The sequence below is a fragment of the Anaerosporobacter sp. genome, from assembly GCF_031551385.1.
Lineage (GTDB): Bacteria > Bacillota > Clostridia > Lachnospirales > Lachnospiraceae > Anaerosporobacter.
Map to the genome: position 1 here is coordinate 1 of NZ_JAVBNS010000030.1, position 19698 is coordinate 19698.

Consider the following 19698-nt stretch of genomic DNA (forward strand, 5'->3'; position numbering starts at 1 on the left):
TGACTTCCTGCGTAACAAGCTCGTGTTATAACAAATGGACGTTTCCTATCATGCTCTTGCAGTCCCTCATAAGCCGCCTTTGACATCAGATGCCCATAGACATTGTGCATCACTGCATGGGTACTCTTTGTATCTTCATCGCCAAAGACAATATTCTGAGGAATCTCTCCATCAAACCCTGCAGGCTCATTCATGTCATTCCAAATTCCACGAAATCCATACTCTACAAGCTTTTTTTCCTTTTGCATCCACCACTGTCTCACCTGTATTCTTCCAAAGTCTGGATAAACGGCATCACCAGGCCAGACAACATTTGTATAAATCTCTCCATCTGGAGTTGTGACAAAATAATTATTCTTTTTGCCCTCCTCATATATATCGTAACCTTCTTCTACCTTTACTGCTGGATCAAGAATCGCAACCGCCTTAAAACCCTTCTCTGTAAGTTGCTCCATAAGTATCTCTGGTTCGCCATAGCTTTCCTTGTTAAATGTGAAGACCTTAAACTGCTCCATATAGTCGATATCAAAATGAATAGCATCACATGGTATCTCTAACTGCCGCATCTTATTGGCAACTTCCATAATATCATTTTTGCTCTCATAGCCCCAGCGTGACTGATGATATCCCAATGTCCACATTTGTGGAATCGGCACTGTCCCTGTCATTCTTGTGTAGGCAGATAGTATTTCTTTTATACTCTCACCTAAATAGAAATAATAATTTAGGTTTCCTCCATCTGTGGCAAAGTAATAGTATTCACTGCTCTCCTGCCCAAAATCCCAGTATGAATGGCAAGTACTATCCATAAAGATTCCATACACACTATCTGGCTGCTTTGCAATCATAAAGGGAATACTTTTATATAGGGTCTTAAAACTGTCTACATGTGGCATCGGATTATCCGTATTCCACAATTCGTATGCATATCCCTTTTTATTTAGAAACCCCGTCATATCTCCAAGTCCATAGAATGCCGTCGTATGTGACATTTCCTTTACTACTTCAATCTCATATTTGTCCTTTGCTAAGGCCACCTTGTGACCTTCCTTCTTCATAAGTTCAGCTGATTCTTTACTTATCGTTATTCTTGGCATCCTCTTTCCTCGATAATCCTTACACAAGACATTACCGTTTCCATCATAGATATCTATCTTAAAATCATCATATACCCACACAATTAAGTCACTTGTCCGTATTCTAACAGCACTTTTCTGTTGAGTAACCTCAATTTTTGTTTTTTCTATGTTTTCATTTACTACTGCCTTAGAAGGAATATGCTCTACCCCGAAATCGGAATAAACGTGAAACGTTTTCGAACTTATAAAAGTAATCTCTCCACTTCGCTCTGTAAAATGTATTTTTATTTTTTGTCCTATTCGTTCATATTCTATAATTTTTCCAAACATAATATCCCTACTTTTTATTAATGCGGACAGCTTAATAAAACTGTCCGCATTTTTATTTTTTATTGATTTGATTTGTATGTGTTGTAAGCGTCTGTTTGAATTTTAATAAATTCCTCATAGCCCATCTGATTTAATTTGTCAATGTAGCCATCCCATTGTTCATCAATACCGCCTTCTGTTACCCACGTTGCTTGATTGACACCTACAAAAGATGTAATATCTGCGAATAGTGTTCCTAACATATATACCTGATCTGCTGTGTAACTAACGTTTGGATATGCTTCTATTGCATATTGCTCCACATTCTTGTCAAGTGCAAGCTTGGCTGCATCTCCATTCTCTCCTGCATAGATTACCTTATCATTAAATCCCTCTTCTACATACTTTGGTCCAAAATCACGAAGAGAATTTACCCAAGCATAGGTATCTGCTGACACACCATCTTTTGGCTCAAGTACAGTATACGTACCCGCCACTTCATCCTTCTCTACTCCGATGTCAAATGTACCATAGAAAGTCTGAATTGATGCATCTTCTGTATAGAACTTGTCAACCCATGATAATAACTCACCTGGATTTTTACAACTCGAAGTAACAACAAACTCATATCTTGAGTAATTGTAGTGCTCTGGGTCAGAAGCAATATACTGCTTTCCATCCGGTCCCTTTAATGCAGGTAATGCCTCATATTGATCTGCATTTGTACCAAATGTAGCATCCGCTGTCCAGCCTGCTGCACATCCTACAATCGGTGTCTCACTCATAAGTTTGGCATCTTTCATAGAATCATCTTGTGTAAAGAGCTCTGGGTCAATTAATCCCTCAACATAAGCTTCGTGCACTGCGTTAATACCTGCCTTGTACTCCTCAGATACAGGAATAAATACGGGATTACCATCCTTAACAGTCATTGTATATGTATTATCACCACCAAGTCTCACACCAAATGGCAAGCTGTAGAACATTACGGAGTCCGCATTACCTCTTCCATAAGGAATTTCATCGTTAGGATCACCATTCCCATTTGCATCCTGCTCCTTGAAAGCTCTTAGCACATTCACAAACTCATCATATGTAGTCGGCATCTCAAGTCCAAGATTATTTAACCATGTTTTGTTAATAAATAATTGGTTTCCTACTGTAGGTCTACATGGTTTCTTAGATGGTAGGCCATAGATATGACCATCTGCTGAGTACGCAAGTGCTTTCATTGTAGGGTCTGACTCCATAATCTTTTTTAGATTTGGCATATACTCGTCTATATATTCATCTATTGCCACAAAGGTACCTGCATTTGATAGAATATCTGTCTCTGAAAAGCAGATAGACCCCATGAACGCGTCAGGTAAATCGCCACCTGCTAATAAAACGGCTTTGCGATCAACCCAATCTGCATTCAGTATTGTGTCCCAAGTAACATTAATGCCTGTCTCCTTTGCTGCCTGATCTGGAAAACCTGTATGATAATCCTCACCCCAGTCAGCCCAACGAACAGTTCCTACTTTATAACTTCCTCCTGCTGCTTCACTGCTATCTGTTGAAGCCACACCTTCTGTTTTTGTTTCTGTTGCAGCTCCCTTTGCATTGTCTCCCTTTTTAGACTCTGATGAACAGCCACTAAGTGAAACTACTGTCAATGACATTGCCATTATGAATGCCATTATTTTTTTCTTTTTAAACATAACGTTTCCTCCTTTTTGTTTTTTAATCATTTATTCCTTCACCGCACCAATCATAACACCCTGATTAAAATGCTTTTGCAAAAATGGGTATAAACACATGATTGGAAGTGTTGAAATCACTATAGATGCATACTTCATCATATCCGAAAGTTTTCTTAATTCCTGTGCCATTGTTCCTGTTGCAGCTCCAAGCAATGACTGATTTGCTATTAAGATTCTTCTTAGTAAAAGCTGCAATGGCTGTAAATCCTCATTTTGAATATATATGAGCGCATTAAACCATGAGTTCCACAAGCCCACCGCTGTCCATAAACCGATTACTGCAAGCACTGCTTTAGAAAGCGGAATAACAAACTGGAGAAAATACCGCATTGTTCCGCAGCCATCAATCTGTGCTGCCTCCCATAATGTTTCAGGAAGCGATGACTTAAAAAAGGTTCTCGCAACAATGATGTTGTAGGTTGATACGGAAAATGGAAGCACCATAACCCAGAATGTATTTAAAAGTCCAAAGCTTTTTACTACGAAATATGTAGGAATAAGTCCACCACTTATAAACATAGGAATGAGATAAAATATATTTATCCACTTCTTTCCTACCAAATCTTTTCTCGACATAGCATAGCCAGCAGGAATATTAACCACAAGAGCTACAAAAGATCCTACTAAAGTATAGATAATTGTGTTACTATAACTAGTCCAAAGCTGTCTTTGTTTGAATAATTCTTTATATCCTGATAAATCCCATTTTTTTGGCCAAAGCCATACTTCTCCGTTTGCTACATCTGCTGGATTGCTGAAAGAAGCTATAATAACAAACCACAACGGATAGATAACCAGTATAATCATAATAATCGCTATTATATAAAAAATAATGTTGACAAATTTATCCCGTGAAAGCGTTTTTATTTTCTTCATTTTCATCCTCTCCTAAAACAAACTCGTATCTGTCTTTTTCTTTGCTATAAAATTAATTACCAGCAATACGACAACATTTACTACTGTATTGAAAAGCCCTATGGCAGTTGACAGACTGTACTGTGCACTTTGAAGTCCCATCTTATATACGTAAGTAGATATAATTTCGCTATCCGTTATATTTAATGTGTTTTGAAGCAAAAATACCTTTTCAAACCCTATTCCAAAGATATTTCCTGCACTCATAACAAGCAGTATGATTATTGTTGGCATAATTAATGGTAAATCTATGTATCTTATCTTCTGCATTGTTGTCGCTCCATCAATTGTTGCTGCCTCGTAATATGTAGGATCAATGCTTGACAATGCTGCCAGATAAATAATACTGTTCCAGCCTAAATGCTGCCAAATGTCACTCCATACATATATATGCTTAAATGCACTTGCACTTCCCATGATGTTTGGAGCTTCCTGTCCAAACAGTCTCATGATATTTCCAATCAGCCCAGTGCTTGGTGATAAGATAATTAAAATCAAACCACACATAACCATGGTAGAGATAAAATGCGGAAGATAGGTAATTACTTGGAATACCTTTTTAAACATTTTCGTTCTCATCTGATTACACATCAGTGCTAATGCAACTGGCAATGGTGTTCCAATGATAAGTCCATATAGACTTAAAACCAGTGTGTTTTTAATTGTTATCGGAAACTGATATGACTTAAAAAACTGTATAAAGTTTTTCATTCCCACCCAAGGGCTTTCCATCACTCCTAATGCTGGTGAATAATGTTTAAATGCTATTACCAATCCACCCAATGGTAAGTACGCAAAACAAAACAGCAATATCGCCGAAGGCAGAAGCAAAAGATAAAGTGGTATGCTCTTTTTTATTGCTGTCACTTTTGTTATTTTCATAGTTTCTCCTTTCATGAATCTACTTCTTCTGGGTTTCAATATTTCCCTTGTATCTATCATATGTTTTTTCTTTTTCTGTTTATAGCACTAATCAGTCTCAAAACTAGCACAAATTATGATAGCTGAAATTTATTCACTTCAACGTCAAGCTCGCTCACGATATCTTTATTCATTCCTGCCTGCTTACCAATTTAAGATTACTTTTTTTTCACTTCGTTATATAGCACTATTAAGTTTTTCTCTAGTACAAATCCGTGTTATCTTCCACTTTGCTTTCAATGTTCATTCAGATGATTTATAATAGGATAAAATAAATATATAATTATTTAGTCTATAGATAAAAGAGGGGCGACAGATATGACGAATACACGAATATTTAAGAAAAAAAACTATTCCTATTCTCTAGCTGACAACATGAAAAGGTTTATCTGGATTGCAGTATTTGTAATAAGCATCAATATCATCATAAGCATAGTCTCTATCATCAATATTAGACAACAAAGCTATGAAACAATCGAAAGCTCCATTACTATTTTTCAGCAGGAAACATCTTCTCATCTCAATGCTATACAGCATTTTTTAGAGTGGACAATCGTTAAGGAAATGCTAATTGAATCACTTGAAAATACAACAAATGATTACCAGCAGCATGCGTTTCTTGATTCACTCCAAATCCGTTTTGCAAACCACCAATATACAACTGGTAATAAATTTAATTACTTTTTGTATTTTCAACAGCAAAACCAATTTCTTAATGTTTCAAAGTTTACCTTTTCCTATGATGATTATTTAGGTATAAAGGATTTTATTATTAACTATTCCTCCTCCGATAAAAGGCACCTGCTTTCATGGCAGTTCACAGAAGTTAATAGCAAAGTCTATATGTACTGCATAGTCAAATACGGCAACCGTACATTGGCTACCTTTATCAATATCGATGATTTGTTTATGTCATTACTGGATATGAACTTTGTAGAACAGGGAAAGCTTGTTATTGCTGATAACAATGGCAATATTGTTTTTTCAACGTCTGAGACAAAAACTATCACGGACTTTTCTTTTTATCATACTCAGCATAGCTTTTATGGAAATGATGAACAGCTTCCATACAATATATTGCTTACTACCAATGATTTTCATAATTACGGGAACCTCTTTTTCTTTCATTGGATTGTTATTATAACCTCAACGATAATTTGCCTTATTCTTTCCAGCTTGATTTTCAGTATGTATAAAAAAGCAATTAAACCAATACAGGAATTTTCCACAAACTTGTCAAGCATCAATGAGGATAGTAATCTGCTTGATTTACAAAGTAACCAGATACGTGAACTTGAACAGACTAATATACAGTTCAAAAATCTTATTCACGAGATCAAAAAGCTAAAAATTACGGTCTATGAGAATGAGCTTGAAAAAAAACGTTCCGATATCACCTTTTTGCAACATCAGATTAAACCACATTTTTATCTTAACTGCCTAACTACAATCAGCAGCATGGCACAACTTGAGGATTATGATAATATTGAATCTATGATACTATTTACCTCGCGCTATCTTCGCTATCTGTTTCAAACGGACAAAGATTATCTGTGCGTAAAGTATGAACTTGCACATATTGATGCCTTTCTTGATATACAGCAGCTTCGTCTCGGAGCATTTTTTACATATACCTGCTCCATAGATGAGAAGGATAAGAATGCACTTATTCCGCCGCTTCTACTGATTACTTTTATTGAAAACACATTAAAGCACAATACCTCCTCTGATGGAAACCTACATGTACGCCTCATAATTACACAGCAAAAACAGGATAACGATTTATATCTAAATATTGATATCAGTGATTCTGGTCATGGCTTTCCTATTGATGTACTTGAGAGACTTTCTCTTGGTGAGAGCATTAATCGAGGTGACATACCACATGTGGGTATTGAAAACAGTATACAGCGTCTGAATCTGCTCTACGGCGAAAAACACAAAATCCGATTTTTCAATGGAGAGCACAGCGGTGCACACATACAGATTATAATTCCATATCAAATTTAGGAGGGTTTAACATGAATGTACTACTTGTAGATGATGATCGTTTCGTTCTTGCTTCTCTTATGAAAGGAATCCATTGGGAAGATCTTGGATTTAACGGAGTTTTTACTGCACAGAATATTACGGATGCAAAATCAATTATTGAGAATAATCCTATAGATTTTTTATTGAGTGACATTGATATGCCTAACGGAAATGGACTTGATTTGCTTACTTGGATTAGGGATAAGCATGATGAAATGCCCGTTATCTTTTTAACTAACTATGCTGATTTTTATTATGCACAAAAGGCAATCCACCTAAAAACCTTTCACTACTTCTTAAAGCCAATCAAGTTTGATAAGCTGACAAATATAATAAAGGAAGTAACTGCTCAGCTTTTGCAACAAAATACTCAACAAAGTAAAAACTGTGATATATTCTGGTACTCCTTTCTTCATGAGGAAGTTTTCAATATGCCTGATGTGAATCAGTATTTTACAAGGCAGGGCCTTCCCTATAAAGACACCGATTATTTTATTCCTGTTATGTTTGATTTATTTCCACACTATCTAACAGCAGATAATCAGTTATGCAGTCACTTTGCTACTCGAGTTGAGCAGAATTCTTATATAAAGATTACCTTTGAAGCAACCTTTCTCGAGCAGCTTACACCATCTGACGTATTTTTAGAATATGACGAGAATTGTGCTCGCTATATAGCAATCTTTAGACAGGATACACCAGAGTTATCGCCACTTTTTTCTATGAACTGCGAGCGATTTATTGAGACGGTATCTACACAAATGCAATGTAATCTAAACTGCTTTATCGGCTTACCTTCGCATATTGATTCGTTCCCTTTTGATATGAAGAAGCTTTGCACCATGATTTCAAACATTCTTGACTGTAATGGAAAAGTTCTGCTTTTATCACAGTATGAACCTGCAATTGGTAGTTATCCTGCATGTGATGTTGAAACACTAGATATCTATTTGCAGACTGGACAATACTCTGCATTTTTTGATTACTGCAAGCAGTATATACATCGTCTATCACGTAGTGGTAGCTTACATGCCACATCATTAAACAGTTTTCAGATTGATGTCGTACAGATCCTATATTCTTTTTTGCGAAACAAGGGTATACTTGCCAATAAGCTCTTTCACGATGATACCTATCATTTTTTCTCCAAAAACGCCAAAAATTCTATTTACGATATGAAACTGTATCTTCAATATATTATCTATGCTACACAGGACTATCTTGAGAAAACTACTAGCGATAAATCCATTGCCAAGTTAATGCAGGACTATGTTGATCAGCACTACTCTGAGGATATCAGTCGTAGCAATCTAGCAGATGTCTTTTATCTAGATCCTGACTATGCTTCAAAGCTCTTTAAAAAGGAAACCGGAATTTCTTTTAAAAATTATATTATAAATAAGCGGATTGAAGTGGCAAAAAACTTATTAATCGCCACAGATTTACCTATTAATACCGTATCAGATAATGTTGGATATGGAAATTATTCTTATTTTACAAGACTATTCAAAAAAGTAACGAATATGACTCCGAATGAATATAGAAGTACTAATATAATAAACGTTTAAAGTGGTGTGCGCCGCCAGGCGCACAAGTAAAGGAGCGTCGATCTACTAAGTAAATCAACGCCCTTTTTATTCCTATCTTTATCACTCTTATCAATATCTTTTATCTCTTTATGAAGAATGCTTTTGCCTATAGATAATAGCCACTCCCACTATAATAATAATAATAATAATAATAACTACCAGTACGCCAAGAAAATCATATCTTTTTGAGTCTATATTATTATCGCTTTCTTCGCTTTTCTCACTATTTACATTTTCTGTAGTATTTTCAGTCATTTGGCTATCTCCAGACTCTAGTTGTGTCTTCTCCTCAACCGTCAAAACATTCATTTTCTTTGACAGCTTATTGTTCTCCATGTCAGACTCCCCGTAACGAGCGGTATCATTCACCCATACCGTAATCTCATGCTCTCCTAGTTCTGCTGACCATACATCTGTTCCTACTGGTCCACTATTTGCTGTTATCGTCACGCTTTCACCTGGTTTAATTGATGTCTTATCTGTGTCTGACCACACAACACAGACTCCATCTACCTGAAATTGTGCTCCGTTTATAGTTCCAACTGGTGTTGCACAATTTCCCTGATTTGTTATAACTGCCGAAAATACAATGCTATCGCCCTCCGCAACTATTTCAGGCTCCCATTTAACATCTATAACCACAATATCAGGAATTTCGCAGTTATCTGGTGAAACATCTACTCCATCAACCACTAATGGTTCTACATTCTCTTCCTCTAATGCCTCAGCATTTGGATAAGGTGGTATCTGATATCCAATGTTCCCTTCTTCTATCTGATCATTTAACTGTATCCCTTCCTCCTTTATAAGGAAATTGACGTTCGTATTTGCTATATTTCTCAGATACATCTTGTTTACTGTAACCATTGCATTGCCACCAAAATTCATGACAGCCGCACCTCTGTGAGCCACAGATATTTTATCAGGCCTCTTGCCATCCACACCTGCACCGTAGATATATAAATCATTAAATACAATCTTAGTAACATTATCTCCAACTCTGACTCCATCATGCTGTGCATTATATATATATGTATTGTCAAATGTAATGTTTTTCACATTTCCTATTACGTCCACTGCACCAAGTTCATTGCCCCATGACTCATTGCTTGTTCCACTACTAATAATAATATTATTCGCAAAATGAATATTTTGGGTATTAGTAAATTTGTAGCCTGAAAATGTCGTATTTAAATGTATTCCCGAAGCCATAAAGCTGTCACGAATATAATTATTATAGATTTCATGTCCATCACCGCCATATATGGCTATCGCACCTGCTCTCCACGTTAAATCGATGGTATTATAACAAAATCTGTTATTCTTGGAATCCTTAACCTTTAAATAATCATTATTCCACACTGCCAATCCGTCATCTCCATTATTACGGATGGAACAGTTATACACAACCGAATTGCTTGTACCTTGGCAAAAGTTTACGCCATCTGCAAAGTTATTTCTGATACGGCAGTTTGCAATTCTTAAATTTTCTGTGTAGTCTACTGGTTGTTCATAGTCTGCAATCCAAAAACCACACTCGAAATGTTCCTCCCAGATATCATGAATATATGTATCATCTCCATATGTACCCATAAAACATTTATAAATCGCCTGCTCCTCATACCTTGAACGAAGATTTGAATTAATATACATATTACAGAACTCGATATTGTTTATCTTACCATTTCCAACACCAGCTATTCCACCTGACTGCGCTTTATCGTTTGTAAACTGAATATTTGTATACCAAATACCTGCTCCTGTAATTGTCATATCCTTTGCTTCCAAGGACCAAATCTGATTAATATGATAGGTTCCCGCAGGAATATATACATTCTTTCCATCTTTATCTGCGGCAGCGACACATGCTTTAATCGCTACATAATCATCCTCTCCATCATCTGCAATAGCTCCATAGTCAGCAACTGAATATGAATTTTTTGGCTGCTTTATTGGCTCTTCTACTTCCTCAATCTCAATAAAATCCACTCCATAAGTAAGCCCATATGCTCCTGAACTTTGAATGCGGATTCTATCTCCCGACTCTAACCTCTCTTGCAAAAGAAAATGTACCTCATCAAAGGCAAAACATGCTGTTCCTTCACCTGGAGCATCCTTGGGACTTCCGTCCATATACTGCCACATATAATAGGACGTCAAATCTATGTTCTTAACCTTACTTCCATTTACATAGACATCAACGGAACCGTCCTGTCCCATTCCATCTACAGTATCAGGCATTGTAAATCGCATCGTAACACCATTTCCACAAGTATCTATTGTCCACTCAGCATAGGCACCTTCACTTGGCAGATTTATATATGTCTGGTTTGATGCCTGACTTGCAATTTCCTCCAAGTCCCAAGTATAGGACGATTTAAGCTCCGCTCCACCGCCAAGCTTAGCTTCACATGAGTCAAATCTAATGTAAGGCATATCCGCACCGATTGAGTTTATATCATCATCTGCCTCAGGGATGCTAACCTGTGTACACTTTCCTGTTGCTTCTCTTGCATAAGTAACAGAAAAAGTCCCCATAATCAATACTACCGTTGCTACTAATCCTCCCACTATTTTGTATAATCCTGTTATTTTATTTATTTCCTGCGTTTTTTTCACCTGTAAACTCCTCCTCATTTTCATTACTTATTTATCCTATAGGTGTTGTATGCATCTATCTGAATCTTAATGAAGTCCTCATAGCCCATCTGATTTAAGGTGTCGATATATCTGTCCCACTCTTCTTCAATACCACCCTCTGTTACCCATGCTGCTTGATTCCTTCCTATATACGACTCCATATCCGAATACAATGCTCCCAACATCTCTAACTGCTCTACCGTATAGCTAACATTTGGATATGCCTTTGAGGCATAGCTCTTCATATTCTTATCAATCTCAAGCTTTGCTGCATCTCCATTTTCGCCCTCATAAGTCACCTTGTCATTAAAGCCATCTACTACGTATTTTGGTCCAAAGTCACGAAGTGATTTTACCCATGCATATAAATCTGCTGACATGTCCTCCTTTGGCTCAAGCACGATATATGTGCCTGTCTCCTCATCTTTTTCTACCCCTATGCCGAATGAACCGTAGAAATTTTGGATAGATGCCTCCTCTGTATAAAACTTATCAATCCATGATAACAGCTTACCTGGATTTTCACAGGTGGAAGTAACAACAAATTCATATCTTGAATAGTTCCAATGCTCTGGATCAGAGGAAATATACTGCTTCCCATCTGGTCCCTTTAATGCTGGCAATGCGACATACTGGTCAGCATTTGCACCAAATGTTGCATCAGCTGTCCAGCCTGGTGCACAGCCTATAACTGGTGTTGTATTCATCAACTTAGCATCTCTCATGGAATCATCCTGTATAAATATCTCTGTGTCAATCAAGCCCTCTGCATAGCACTTTTGCATTGCCGTAATACCAGCCTTATATTCCTCAGATGTTGGTATAAAAACTACCTTACCGTCCTTTAAAGTCATAGAATAAGTATTATTACCTCCAGGCGTCACTCCAAACGGTACACAGAAAAACATAACAGAATCCGCAAATCCTTCACCATAAGGAATTTCATCATTCGGATCACCATTTCCGTTTGCATCCTGCTCCTTAAAGGCTCTTAACACATTCACAAATTCATCATAAGTAGTTGGCATATCAATCCCAAGATTGTCTAGCCATGTCTGATTAATGAACATCTGATTTGATACCGTAGGTCTGCAAGGTTTTTTTGAAGGAAGTCCATAGATATGACCATCTGCCGAAGTTGCCAACGCTTTCATTGTAGAATCATATTCCAAAATCCGTTTGAAATTTGGCATATATTCGTCAATGTAATCATCAAGTGCAATAAATGTTCCTATGTTTGTCAAAATATCCGTTTCAGAAAAACAAATAGACCCCATAAATGCATCTGGCAGGTCACCCCCCTCCAATAAAACAGCCTTTCGGTCGCCCCAATCCGTATTAAGTATCATATTCCAACTAATATTAATAGCAACTTCCTCTGCTGCTGCATCAGGATATCCTGTATGATAATCCTCACCCCAGTCTTCCCAACGTACTGTTGCCACCTCATAGTTTGTTCCTGTATCATTGTGTTCTGACACTTTCATATCCGCCTCTTTGTTTGTGATTTCAACTTCTAGATTGCTCTCATTTTCTGATACGTTCTTCTCTTTGGTTAATGGATACATTCTACAACCGACTAGTAAAGTGACTATTAACATGGCTACAACTAGTATCACTATACATGCTTTTCTCTTATGCATTACCTTCCTCCTCTTCCTGTATTCCTTTTTTATAGTTTACTTTGTTTTTACTATATCCGATAGTACAATTTAGTTTTTTTATTAGTACAAAACAGCTTACTGTTTACATAAAACTAATGCTTTGTTGTTGAGAAAAATTGCGGTGGGGAATACTTCATTTGTTAATTTTTTATTGTCATTCATCTGATATCCTCCTAATAAAAAAGAGCTTTCACTACATAGGTATACACCTACTTTGCAAAAGCTCCTTTTTTGTTGCGTATAAAACTACATATTTGGCGACAAAGTCGCTTGAATCAATTCATCATTGGAAAGCTTTGATAACTGCTGTACTGCTCTAAAATTCAAATTTAAAGCCTGTGACATGCGTTGACCATAATCTTGATCGCCCAAATAGCAATGTACCGCATGACGATACTTTATATTCTTTGTAACAGGATTGATACTTCTAACGGTATTGGCAATAAGCCTTTGCTTCTCCGGCTCCGTCATGGAACGATACAATTCACCACCTGCTCGGAAATTATCATCTGTTGGATCATTCGCTGGATCAAAGCGATAAAGGCATCCCTCCAAATCAAGCGGTGGTTCCGTGAACATAGGCTGTGCCGACCAGTAATTATAGCTGTTTGGCGTATAAGCTGGCGTTCTTCCATAATTATTATCGGTTCGCATCTTTCCGTCACGGTGATTGTCTGTTACAGGAATACGTGCCCGGTTTACTGGTATCAAGTTGTTATTCACCCCAAGACGATAACGCTGTGCATCACCGTAAGAAAACAGTCTACCTTGAAGCAGTTTATCTGGTGAAAATCCAATACCAGGAACGACATGTGCTGGATTAAACGCCGCTTGCTCTACTTCTGCAAAGAAGTTTTCTGGATTTCTATTTAGTTGTAAAACACCAACTCGGATAAGTGGAAATTCATTTTCACGCCAAGATTTTGTAATATCAAATGGATTCTCGTAGTGCTTTTTAGCCTGTTCCTCTGTCATTATCTGCACATACATCGTCCACTTAGGAAAATTACCACATTCAATCGCCTCAAATAAATCTCGCCCATGGCTTTCACGGTCCTTGGCAATAATTTCTGCTGCCTCTTCATCTGTCAAATGTTGCAAGCCTTGCTGTGTAAGAAAATGAAACTTGCACCAAAACCGTTTGTTATTACAATTGTAAAAGGAAAATGTGTGCTCACCAAACATATCCATATGTCGAAAGGATTTCGGAATGCCTCGGTCAGACATCGTGATCGTCCTTTGATGAAAGCTCTCTGGTAGCAGTGTCCAAAAGTCCCAATTGCTTTGTGCACTGCGGAGTCCTGTACGTGGATCACGCTTCACTGCACGATTAAGTCCTGGAAAATTGTGCGCATCCCGTAAGAAAAATACTGGTGTATTGTTTCCTACTAAATCCCAATTCCCCTCTTCCGTATAGAATTTCATAGCCGTACCACGGATATCACGTTCCGCATCAGCAGCACCACGCTCTCCTGCAACGGTAGAAAATCGGATAAACAAATCCGTTACCTTTCCAAGCTGTAACACTTTTGCTTTTGTAAATCGCGAAATATCATCTGTTATTCTCAAAGTTCCATGTGCCCCCCAGCCTTTCGCATGCATACGACGTTCTGGAATAACTTCACGGTCAAAATGTGCCATCTTTTCCAGCAACCAAACATCCTGCAAAGCTACTGGCCCTCGCGGTCCAGCCGTAATAGAATTCTCGTTGTCAGGAATAGGTGCACCTACCTCATTCGATAATTTTTTATTGTCATTCATCTGATATCCTCCTAATAACCATTCAAAAAATCAATATACAAATGTATATTCGACTAATTGAAATATTAGGACGGTAAGAGTAATATTAGTTTTCTATTTCTTTTGCCATAAAAAGCACATGCTCACAATCTACAAATCCATTCTTTTTATAGAAATTTGGTGCTGGTGCAAAGCGGTTTGTTGATAAGGTAAAGCCTGCTAATTTATGTTCTTTTATATAGTTCTCCATTGTATGAATCAGTTCTGTTCCATATCCTTGCCTTTGAAGTTCTGGAGATATAAACATTTCATCGATAAAAACTTCACGGATTCATGATTAGTTTTGTACCGGCAATTGATCCACATCAATATTTTTCCCAAAGTTGATTACAAACACATCAGCAATCTCCATGGTCTGTTTCGCCATTCCAAATTGAAATACCAGTTCTCCTAGATTACCTGAAGCATTCGGCGCTTTTGCTGCTATATAATATTGCTGCCAGCCATCATTTACCTTTCCTTCCACATCCAGTGTTATGGATCCTTGAGTTTTATCCGGTCTAAATCGAACATTAGAGAACACTCTGCCTGTACTTGCATAGGTATCCGTATAAATTGATCGCATCTTAAAGCCAATGAAAAGGGTATCTCCCTGTTCAATCTTTTTGTCCGTATTCACCCATATTTGAGAATCCCATGGGTTTGCTGATTGTTTGATAGACTCAATTCTTACTGCCTTGGTAAATGGCTGACCAGTTACATCCACCGTTTTTACCGTAGTGGTACCTGAGAATTGAATATTATTATACCAATCCGCTCCAATTATTTCTGTTCCCTGCTGTGCTCTTACTTGATTCATGACCGTATCAAAGGAATAAGTTTTTGCTTTTGCTGTCAAGGTAATTTTACTGCCATCATATACTGCAACCACATCCGAGCCACCTTTTTTCAAAGTCATATCTATCGTAGCCTGTACACTTCCTACTTTCACTGTTACCTTATGTTCTCCTAAAAAAGCCCTGTTTTGGTAAATACCATCGTTGCCTGTAGCACCACTTACATTAGTCCACCATTCACTATAAATCAAATCCTTCCAAGCTTGCCCATTTGGTTTAATGGAGAAGTCATTTCGGTACATCGCCGCATCTGGTTCATACATTTCACCCTCCCAGAACCCCCAGGTAACCAGAGAGGTAACCGACGGCTGACTAAAGACAGCCGTCATAAAATCTCTTGTAAACTGCGCCTGAAGCTCTTCATTCTTTTCAGCAAAGGTAAACTCAGTAATTTCTATTTCTTTACCCAATCCAGCAAAACGATCCAGTATTCTCAGTATATCTTCTGGTGGAATAAGGCTTACATGACCTTGTAATCCAATGGTAGTAAGAGGTGCCCCACCATCAATGAGATATTTGCACAGATTATAATGATAATCCTGATGTCCAGTATCTCTGGACAGAATACCAAAATCATTTAATGTAAGTTTACTATCAGAATCTGCTTGATGAGCTAATTTAAACCATTCAATTATCTGCTGATTTCCTAATAGATCGGTGAAATCTTTGGATGTCATATTCTCATTTACCACATCCCAATTATAGATACTTCCTTTATATTTGTTTACATACTTGATGATATGATTATTGGTAAACTGTCTTAAAGCAGAGGCATTTCCTTTCATTGCAGCTTGCTGGGCCTCCGTCAGGCGGTTCCAATTGCCATAAATGAGCACATGGCCTCTAACATCTATCTGGTTCTTCTGGAACCAATCCATAAAAAATGCAATATCTTTTTCACTTTTTTCAATAAAGTTCATCTTTAGTTCATTCTCAAAACCGGATTGGTTAGACATACTTTTCACTGTTTCAAGATATTTAGCTTTTTGTGTATCATTCATTTTGTTGAAATAAGATGTGGCATTTACAATGGTACCAAAACCAAAGGAATGTCTTTGTTGCTGAATGGTTACTTGGGCATTTGGTACAGGTTTTCCATTTTTATCTACTACCTGAACCTGCACACTATCTTTTCGGATCTGCTCAATTCTTGCCTGAGCGTCTATTCTCCACTGGGCATCTGCTTCCATACCCACATAGGTCTTTTTCATCACCGGCAACTCATTGACTGCAACCTTCTGCCCAAAATTAATGACAAAAACATCAGCAATTTCAATGGTCTGCTGCGCCAACCCCAGTTGAAAAACCAAAGTCCCTTTTCCAGTAACCGAATTTACTGGTGATGGCAAGGCCACATAATATTGCTGCCATTCATTACTTATGTAACCTTCTGCATTGATATTTAAAGTTGCATTGGTTTCTCCGTTAGGTCGTAATCTTGCATTGGTTAAAACTACCGTAGATTCTTTATTCGTAATACTCTCAATCCCACGCATCTTAAATCCAAATAAGAGCGTATCTCCAGTTTTAATTCCATCCCCGATTCCGTCCACATATAACTGGGCCTCCCAAGCTGTCTGCCCTTTCTGGCTAGTTTTCAGACGAAGAGCTTTGGTAAAACTTTGACCTGTTACACTGATAACCTCTGCTTTCAAGGAACTTCCTTCTACCCTTGTTTTTGATGTCCAGTCTGCGGGTGTCAATTCTATTCCCTTTGCTGCTTTTAAAGAACCTACTGCTTCCTGAAAGGTGTAAACATTGGCTGCCAGACTATTTGTTCCCCATCCAGATGACACCGTCAAGCTTAATAACACAACCACCAACCACATTGACATACTTTTTGACACACGTTTCTTTCCCATAAAACTCCTCCAAACAATTTATTGTATACCTTTTGATACATCAGAAAACCCCCGTCCTTTGATGTCTTAATCAAAAGTTATCCTTTTCAATATAGCATTCGCTTACAGTAAAAACTTATGATATATGTAAGGAAACATATGTTGTTTCATGAGAATGATACTACCAAAAGCACAGAAAATGCGACCAGTTAACCAGTCGCATTCTCGAATATATTTTTGATTACTAAAAAATTCATCTACTTTCTCTGCCATCTCTTGATTGTCATATAAAATATTGCATGATAACTTTTTATTAATTCGTTTTACTTAGTTATTGACGAACTATCTCTAAGTTCCTCTATCTGTTTCCTTGTTAAACCTGTTACTTTCATAATCTGTACTATATCCATATCAAGTTCTATCATTTTCACAGCAAACTCTTGCTGAGCTGCTAATCTTGCTTCATTTACTGCTTCCTGTTTCTCTTCCTCAAATATCTGGAATACTTTTGACATACTGAGCCACCTCCTTACCTGTTCTGCATATGATTTGTCAATAAATTTATCACTATTTACTAAGATTCCTGCTATTACAAATACTTGTTGCTCATCTTCCTCTATCTGCTTTGCGAGTTCTACCACTTGCTTTACTCTCTCTTGTTTCTTTTCCTTACCTTTATCCGTTAAAGGCAAAATTATTAATTGCATCAATTCTTCTTCATTTAATTGTTCTTTACTTTCTATTTTTTGCTTTATCGCCTGATAAATTGGTTCTCCATCTAATTTACTCAAAAAAACTTGCTCCATTCTAAGAGTCAAACTTGGGATTTCCAATGTATCCTCTGCTTCTTCAACATCCCCTGTATATATTACTATCATACGAATGTTTACTATACCTGCTCCCTCTTTATAATATCGTTCCAAAACACGAACGATATAATTCATATATTTGATACGATTACTCTCTTTATCATCTGATTCGTAGTCCACTATGGCTATGGTATCATCCTCTAATAAAAACAGATTATCAATTCGCTTTTCATCTGCTGACACTTTGGGAAGATTTGTTGGCAACAATTCCTTTATCTTTGGAATGTCCAATCCATAAATATGAAACGATTTTTCTTTAAATCCTTGGCTCAAAAGTTTAAACTCTATATCCTTGTTTTGATATGCTATTCCTTCTGACAACTTACTCCCACCTTCCTATGTATATTATACCAAAATTTATCCTATCTCTCAATCCCATTTTACTATCATAACCTCCTCATACAAAATAGAGAATGCGACCAGTTAACCAGTCGCATTCTCGAATATTCTTTTATTATTTAAACTCTATTCAACATACCATACAATATTACTTACAGAAAAAACCATATAACCGATCCCCAAACCCAGGCAAAAACTCATGCCCATAGTCTTGATAAATGACTATTTCTTTCTCTGACTGAATTTGATTAAACACCGCAAACTGTGTGGATGGCGGACAGGTACTGTCCACCAAAGTAACTGCCATCAGCACTTTTCCCTTAATCCTTCTCGCCAGATGGTGTACATCGATATAGCCCAGTTTTTCAAAGATTTCATCTTCGCGTTCATGAAGGGGATCAAACCATCGAAAATACTGTTCCAGCTCAGCATAAGCACCCTTTGCCAAATCCATTTCCCAAACCCTCTTATAGTCACTCAGGAAAGGATAGCATACCCCTATGCGACTAATCCGTGGCTCCAATGCTGCACACGCTAACGATATAGCTCCACCCTGTGATCCACCAGTAGTAAACACTTGCTGTTCATCAACCTCTGGCATATCCATAATAATCCCTGCCAACTGTGCCGCATCTAAAAAGTTATTCCGCATAAGGAGGTCGTGCTTATCACCATCTAATCCACGAATAAAATGGCCATTCATTGTATTGCCTTTCACACCCCCGACATCCTCAGATAAACCTGCCTGTCCACGACAATCCAATGCCGCTACGACAAAGCCAGCCGCCGTATACTGCAGTTTGTCATTCCAGTCACCACAATTGCCAGTATAACCGTGAAACATTAGTATTGCCGGCATCTTTTCGGGCACTTCACCCTGTTTCTGTTTTGGTTTGATTACTTTCGCATGGATTCTGGCACCTTTTACTCCTGTAAAATACAAATGAAAACATTCCGCAAAAGGTACTTGAAACTCTGCCCGAATCCATTCAACATTACTATCTGTTGCTCTCATTTCCTGTAAAGCCTTATCCCAATATACTTCAAAATCTTGTGGACAAGGATTTATCCCCTCATATTCTTTTAATTGTGCCAAGGGCATATCTAACATCGGCATATT

At 37.5% G+C, this 19698-nt stretch carries 13 protein-coding genes; 2 read left to right on the plus strand and 11 right to left on the minus strand.

The features are described 5' to 3' along the window. The 4 genes from RMR19_RS03675 to RMR19_RS03690 all read right to left on the minus strand — a co-directional run. The coding region (locus RMR19_RS03675) for a glycoside hydrolase family 31 protein (RefSeq protein WP_310602143.1) at positions 1-1409 on the minus strand (1409 nt) is incomplete at its 3' end. Between the two features lie 59 nt (positions 1410-1468). Next, a complete protein-coding gene (locus RMR19_RS03680; protein ID WP_310602144.1) occupies positions 1469-3091 on the minus strand; it encodes an extracellular solute-binding protein in 1623 nt (540 codons plus the stop codon). Positions 3092-3121: 30 nt separating this feature from the next. After that, the gene (locus RMR19_RS03685; protein WP_310602145.1) at positions 3122-4009 is read right to left on the minus strand and encodes a carbohydrate ABC transporter permease; all 888 of its coding nucleotides are present in this window, start codon (positions 4007-4009) and stop codon (positions 3122-3124) included. Between the two features lie 12 nt (positions 4010-4021). Next, the gene (locus RMR19_RS03690; RefSeq protein ID WP_310602146.1) at positions 4022-4930 is read right to left on the minus strand and encodes an ABC transporter permease; all 909 of its coding nucleotides are present in this window, start codon (positions 4928-4930) and stop codon (positions 4022-4024) included. 357 nt (positions 4931-5287) lie between these two features. On the opposite strand from RMR19_RS03690, the gene RMR19_RS03695 reads away from it, so the two are divergent. Then, a complete protein-coding gene (locus RMR19_RS03695; protein WP_310602147.1) occupies positions 5288-6979 on the plus strand; it encodes a sensor histidine kinase in 1692 nt (563 codons plus the stop codon). Positions 6980-6990: 11 nt separating this feature from the next. After that, positions 6991-8568, plus strand: a complete 1578-nt coding sequence (locus RMR19_RS03700; RefSeq protein WP_310602148.1) for a response regulator transcription factor — start codon at positions 6991-6993, stop codon at positions 8566-8568. A 108-nt stretch (positions 8569-8676) separates the two neighbouring features. Here RMR19_RS03700 and RMR19_RS03705 read toward each other — a convergent pair whose 3' ends face one another. The 7 genes from RMR19_RS03705 to RMR19_RS03735 all read right to left on the minus strand — a co-directional run bounded on the left by RMR19_RS03705 (position 8677) and on the right by RMR19_RS03735 (position 19695). After that, positions 8677-11208 carry a CARDB domain-containing protein gene (locus RMR19_RS03705; RefSeq protein WP_310602149.1) on the minus strand — a complete coding sequence of 844 codons (2532 nt, stop codon included), beginning with the start codon at positions 11206-11208 and terminating at the stop codon, positions 8677-8679. 23 nt (positions 11209-11231) lie between these two features. Continuing rightward, entirely contained in the window at positions 11232-12872 is a 1641-nt protein-coding gene (locus RMR19_RS03710) for an extracellular solute-binding protein (protein WP_310602150.1), read from the minus strand. A gap of 267 nt (positions 12873-13139) precedes the next feature. Then, complete coding sequence (locus tag RMR19_RS03715) at positions 13140-14654, minus strand: catalase (RefSeq protein WP_310602151.1); 1515 nt, start codon at positions 14652-14654, stop codon at positions 13140-13142. 85 nt (positions 14655-14739) lie between these two features. Next, positions 14740-14964 (minus strand): GNAT family N-acetyltransferase, encoded by a 225-nt coding sequence (locus RMR19_RS03720; RefSeq protein WP_310602171.1) that lies wholly within the window; start codon positions 14962-14964, stop codon positions 14740-14742. 6 nt (positions 14965-14970) lie between these two features. Beyond that, positions 14971-17391, minus strand: coding sequence for an endo-1,4-beta-xylanase (locus tag RMR19_RS03725; protein ID WP_310602152.1), 2421 nt, complete (start codon positions 17389-17391; stop codon positions 14971-14973). Between the two features lie 302 nt (positions 17392-17693). Further along, the gene (locus tag RMR19_RS03730) at positions 17694-18560 is read right to left on the minus strand and encodes a hypothetical protein (RefSeq protein ID WP_310602153.1); all 867 of its coding nucleotides are present in this window, start codon (positions 18558-18560) and stop codon (positions 17694-17696) included. Between the two features lie 166 nt (positions 18561-18726). After that, positions 18727-19695 carry an acetylxylan esterase gene (locus RMR19_RS03735; RefSeq protein ID WP_310602154.1) on the minus strand — a complete coding sequence of 323 codons (969 nt, stop codon included), beginning with the start codon at positions 19693-19695 and terminating at the stop codon, positions 18727-18729. Positions 19696-19698: the final 3 nt, after the last annotated feature.

Bases quoted from the DNA above. Each gene is read 5' to 3' on its own strand.
- RMR19_RS03715 (WP_310602151.1), bottom strand. From the start codon at position 14,654: ATGAATGACAATAAAAAATTATCGAATGAGGTAGGTGCACCTATTCCT.
- RMR19_RS03710 (WP_310602150.1), bottom strand. From the start codon at position 12,872: ATGCATAAGAGAAAAGCATGTATAGTGATACTAGTTGTAGCCATGTTA.
- RMR19_RS03695 (WP_310602147.1), top strand. From the start codon at position 5,288: ATGACGAATACACGAATATTTAAGAAAAAAAACTATTCCTATTCTCTA.
- RMR19_RS03685 (WP_310602145.1), bottom strand. From the start codon at position 4,009: ATGAAGAAAATAAAAACGCTTTCACGGGATAAATTTGTCAACATTATT.
- RMR19_RS03735 (WP_310602154.1), bottom strand. From the start codon at position 19,695: ATGCCGATGTTAGATATGCCCTTGGCACAATTAAAAGAATATGAGGGG.
- RMR19_RS03690 (WP_310602146.1), bottom strand. From the start codon at position 4,930: ATGAAAATAACAAAAGTGACAGCAATAAAAAAGAGCATACCACTTTAT.
- RMR19_RS03700 (WP_310602148.1), top strand. From the start codon at position 6,991: ATGAATGTACTACTTGTAGATGATGATCGTTTCGTTCTTGCTTCTCTT.
- RMR19_RS03680 (WP_310602144.1), bottom strand. From the start codon at position 3,091: ATGTTTAAAAAGAAAAAAATAATGGCATTCATAATGGCAATGTCATTG.
- RMR19_RS03725 (WP_310602152.1), bottom strand. From the start codon at position 17,391: ATGGGAAAGAAACGTGTGTCAAAAAGTATGTCAATGTGGTTGGTGGTT.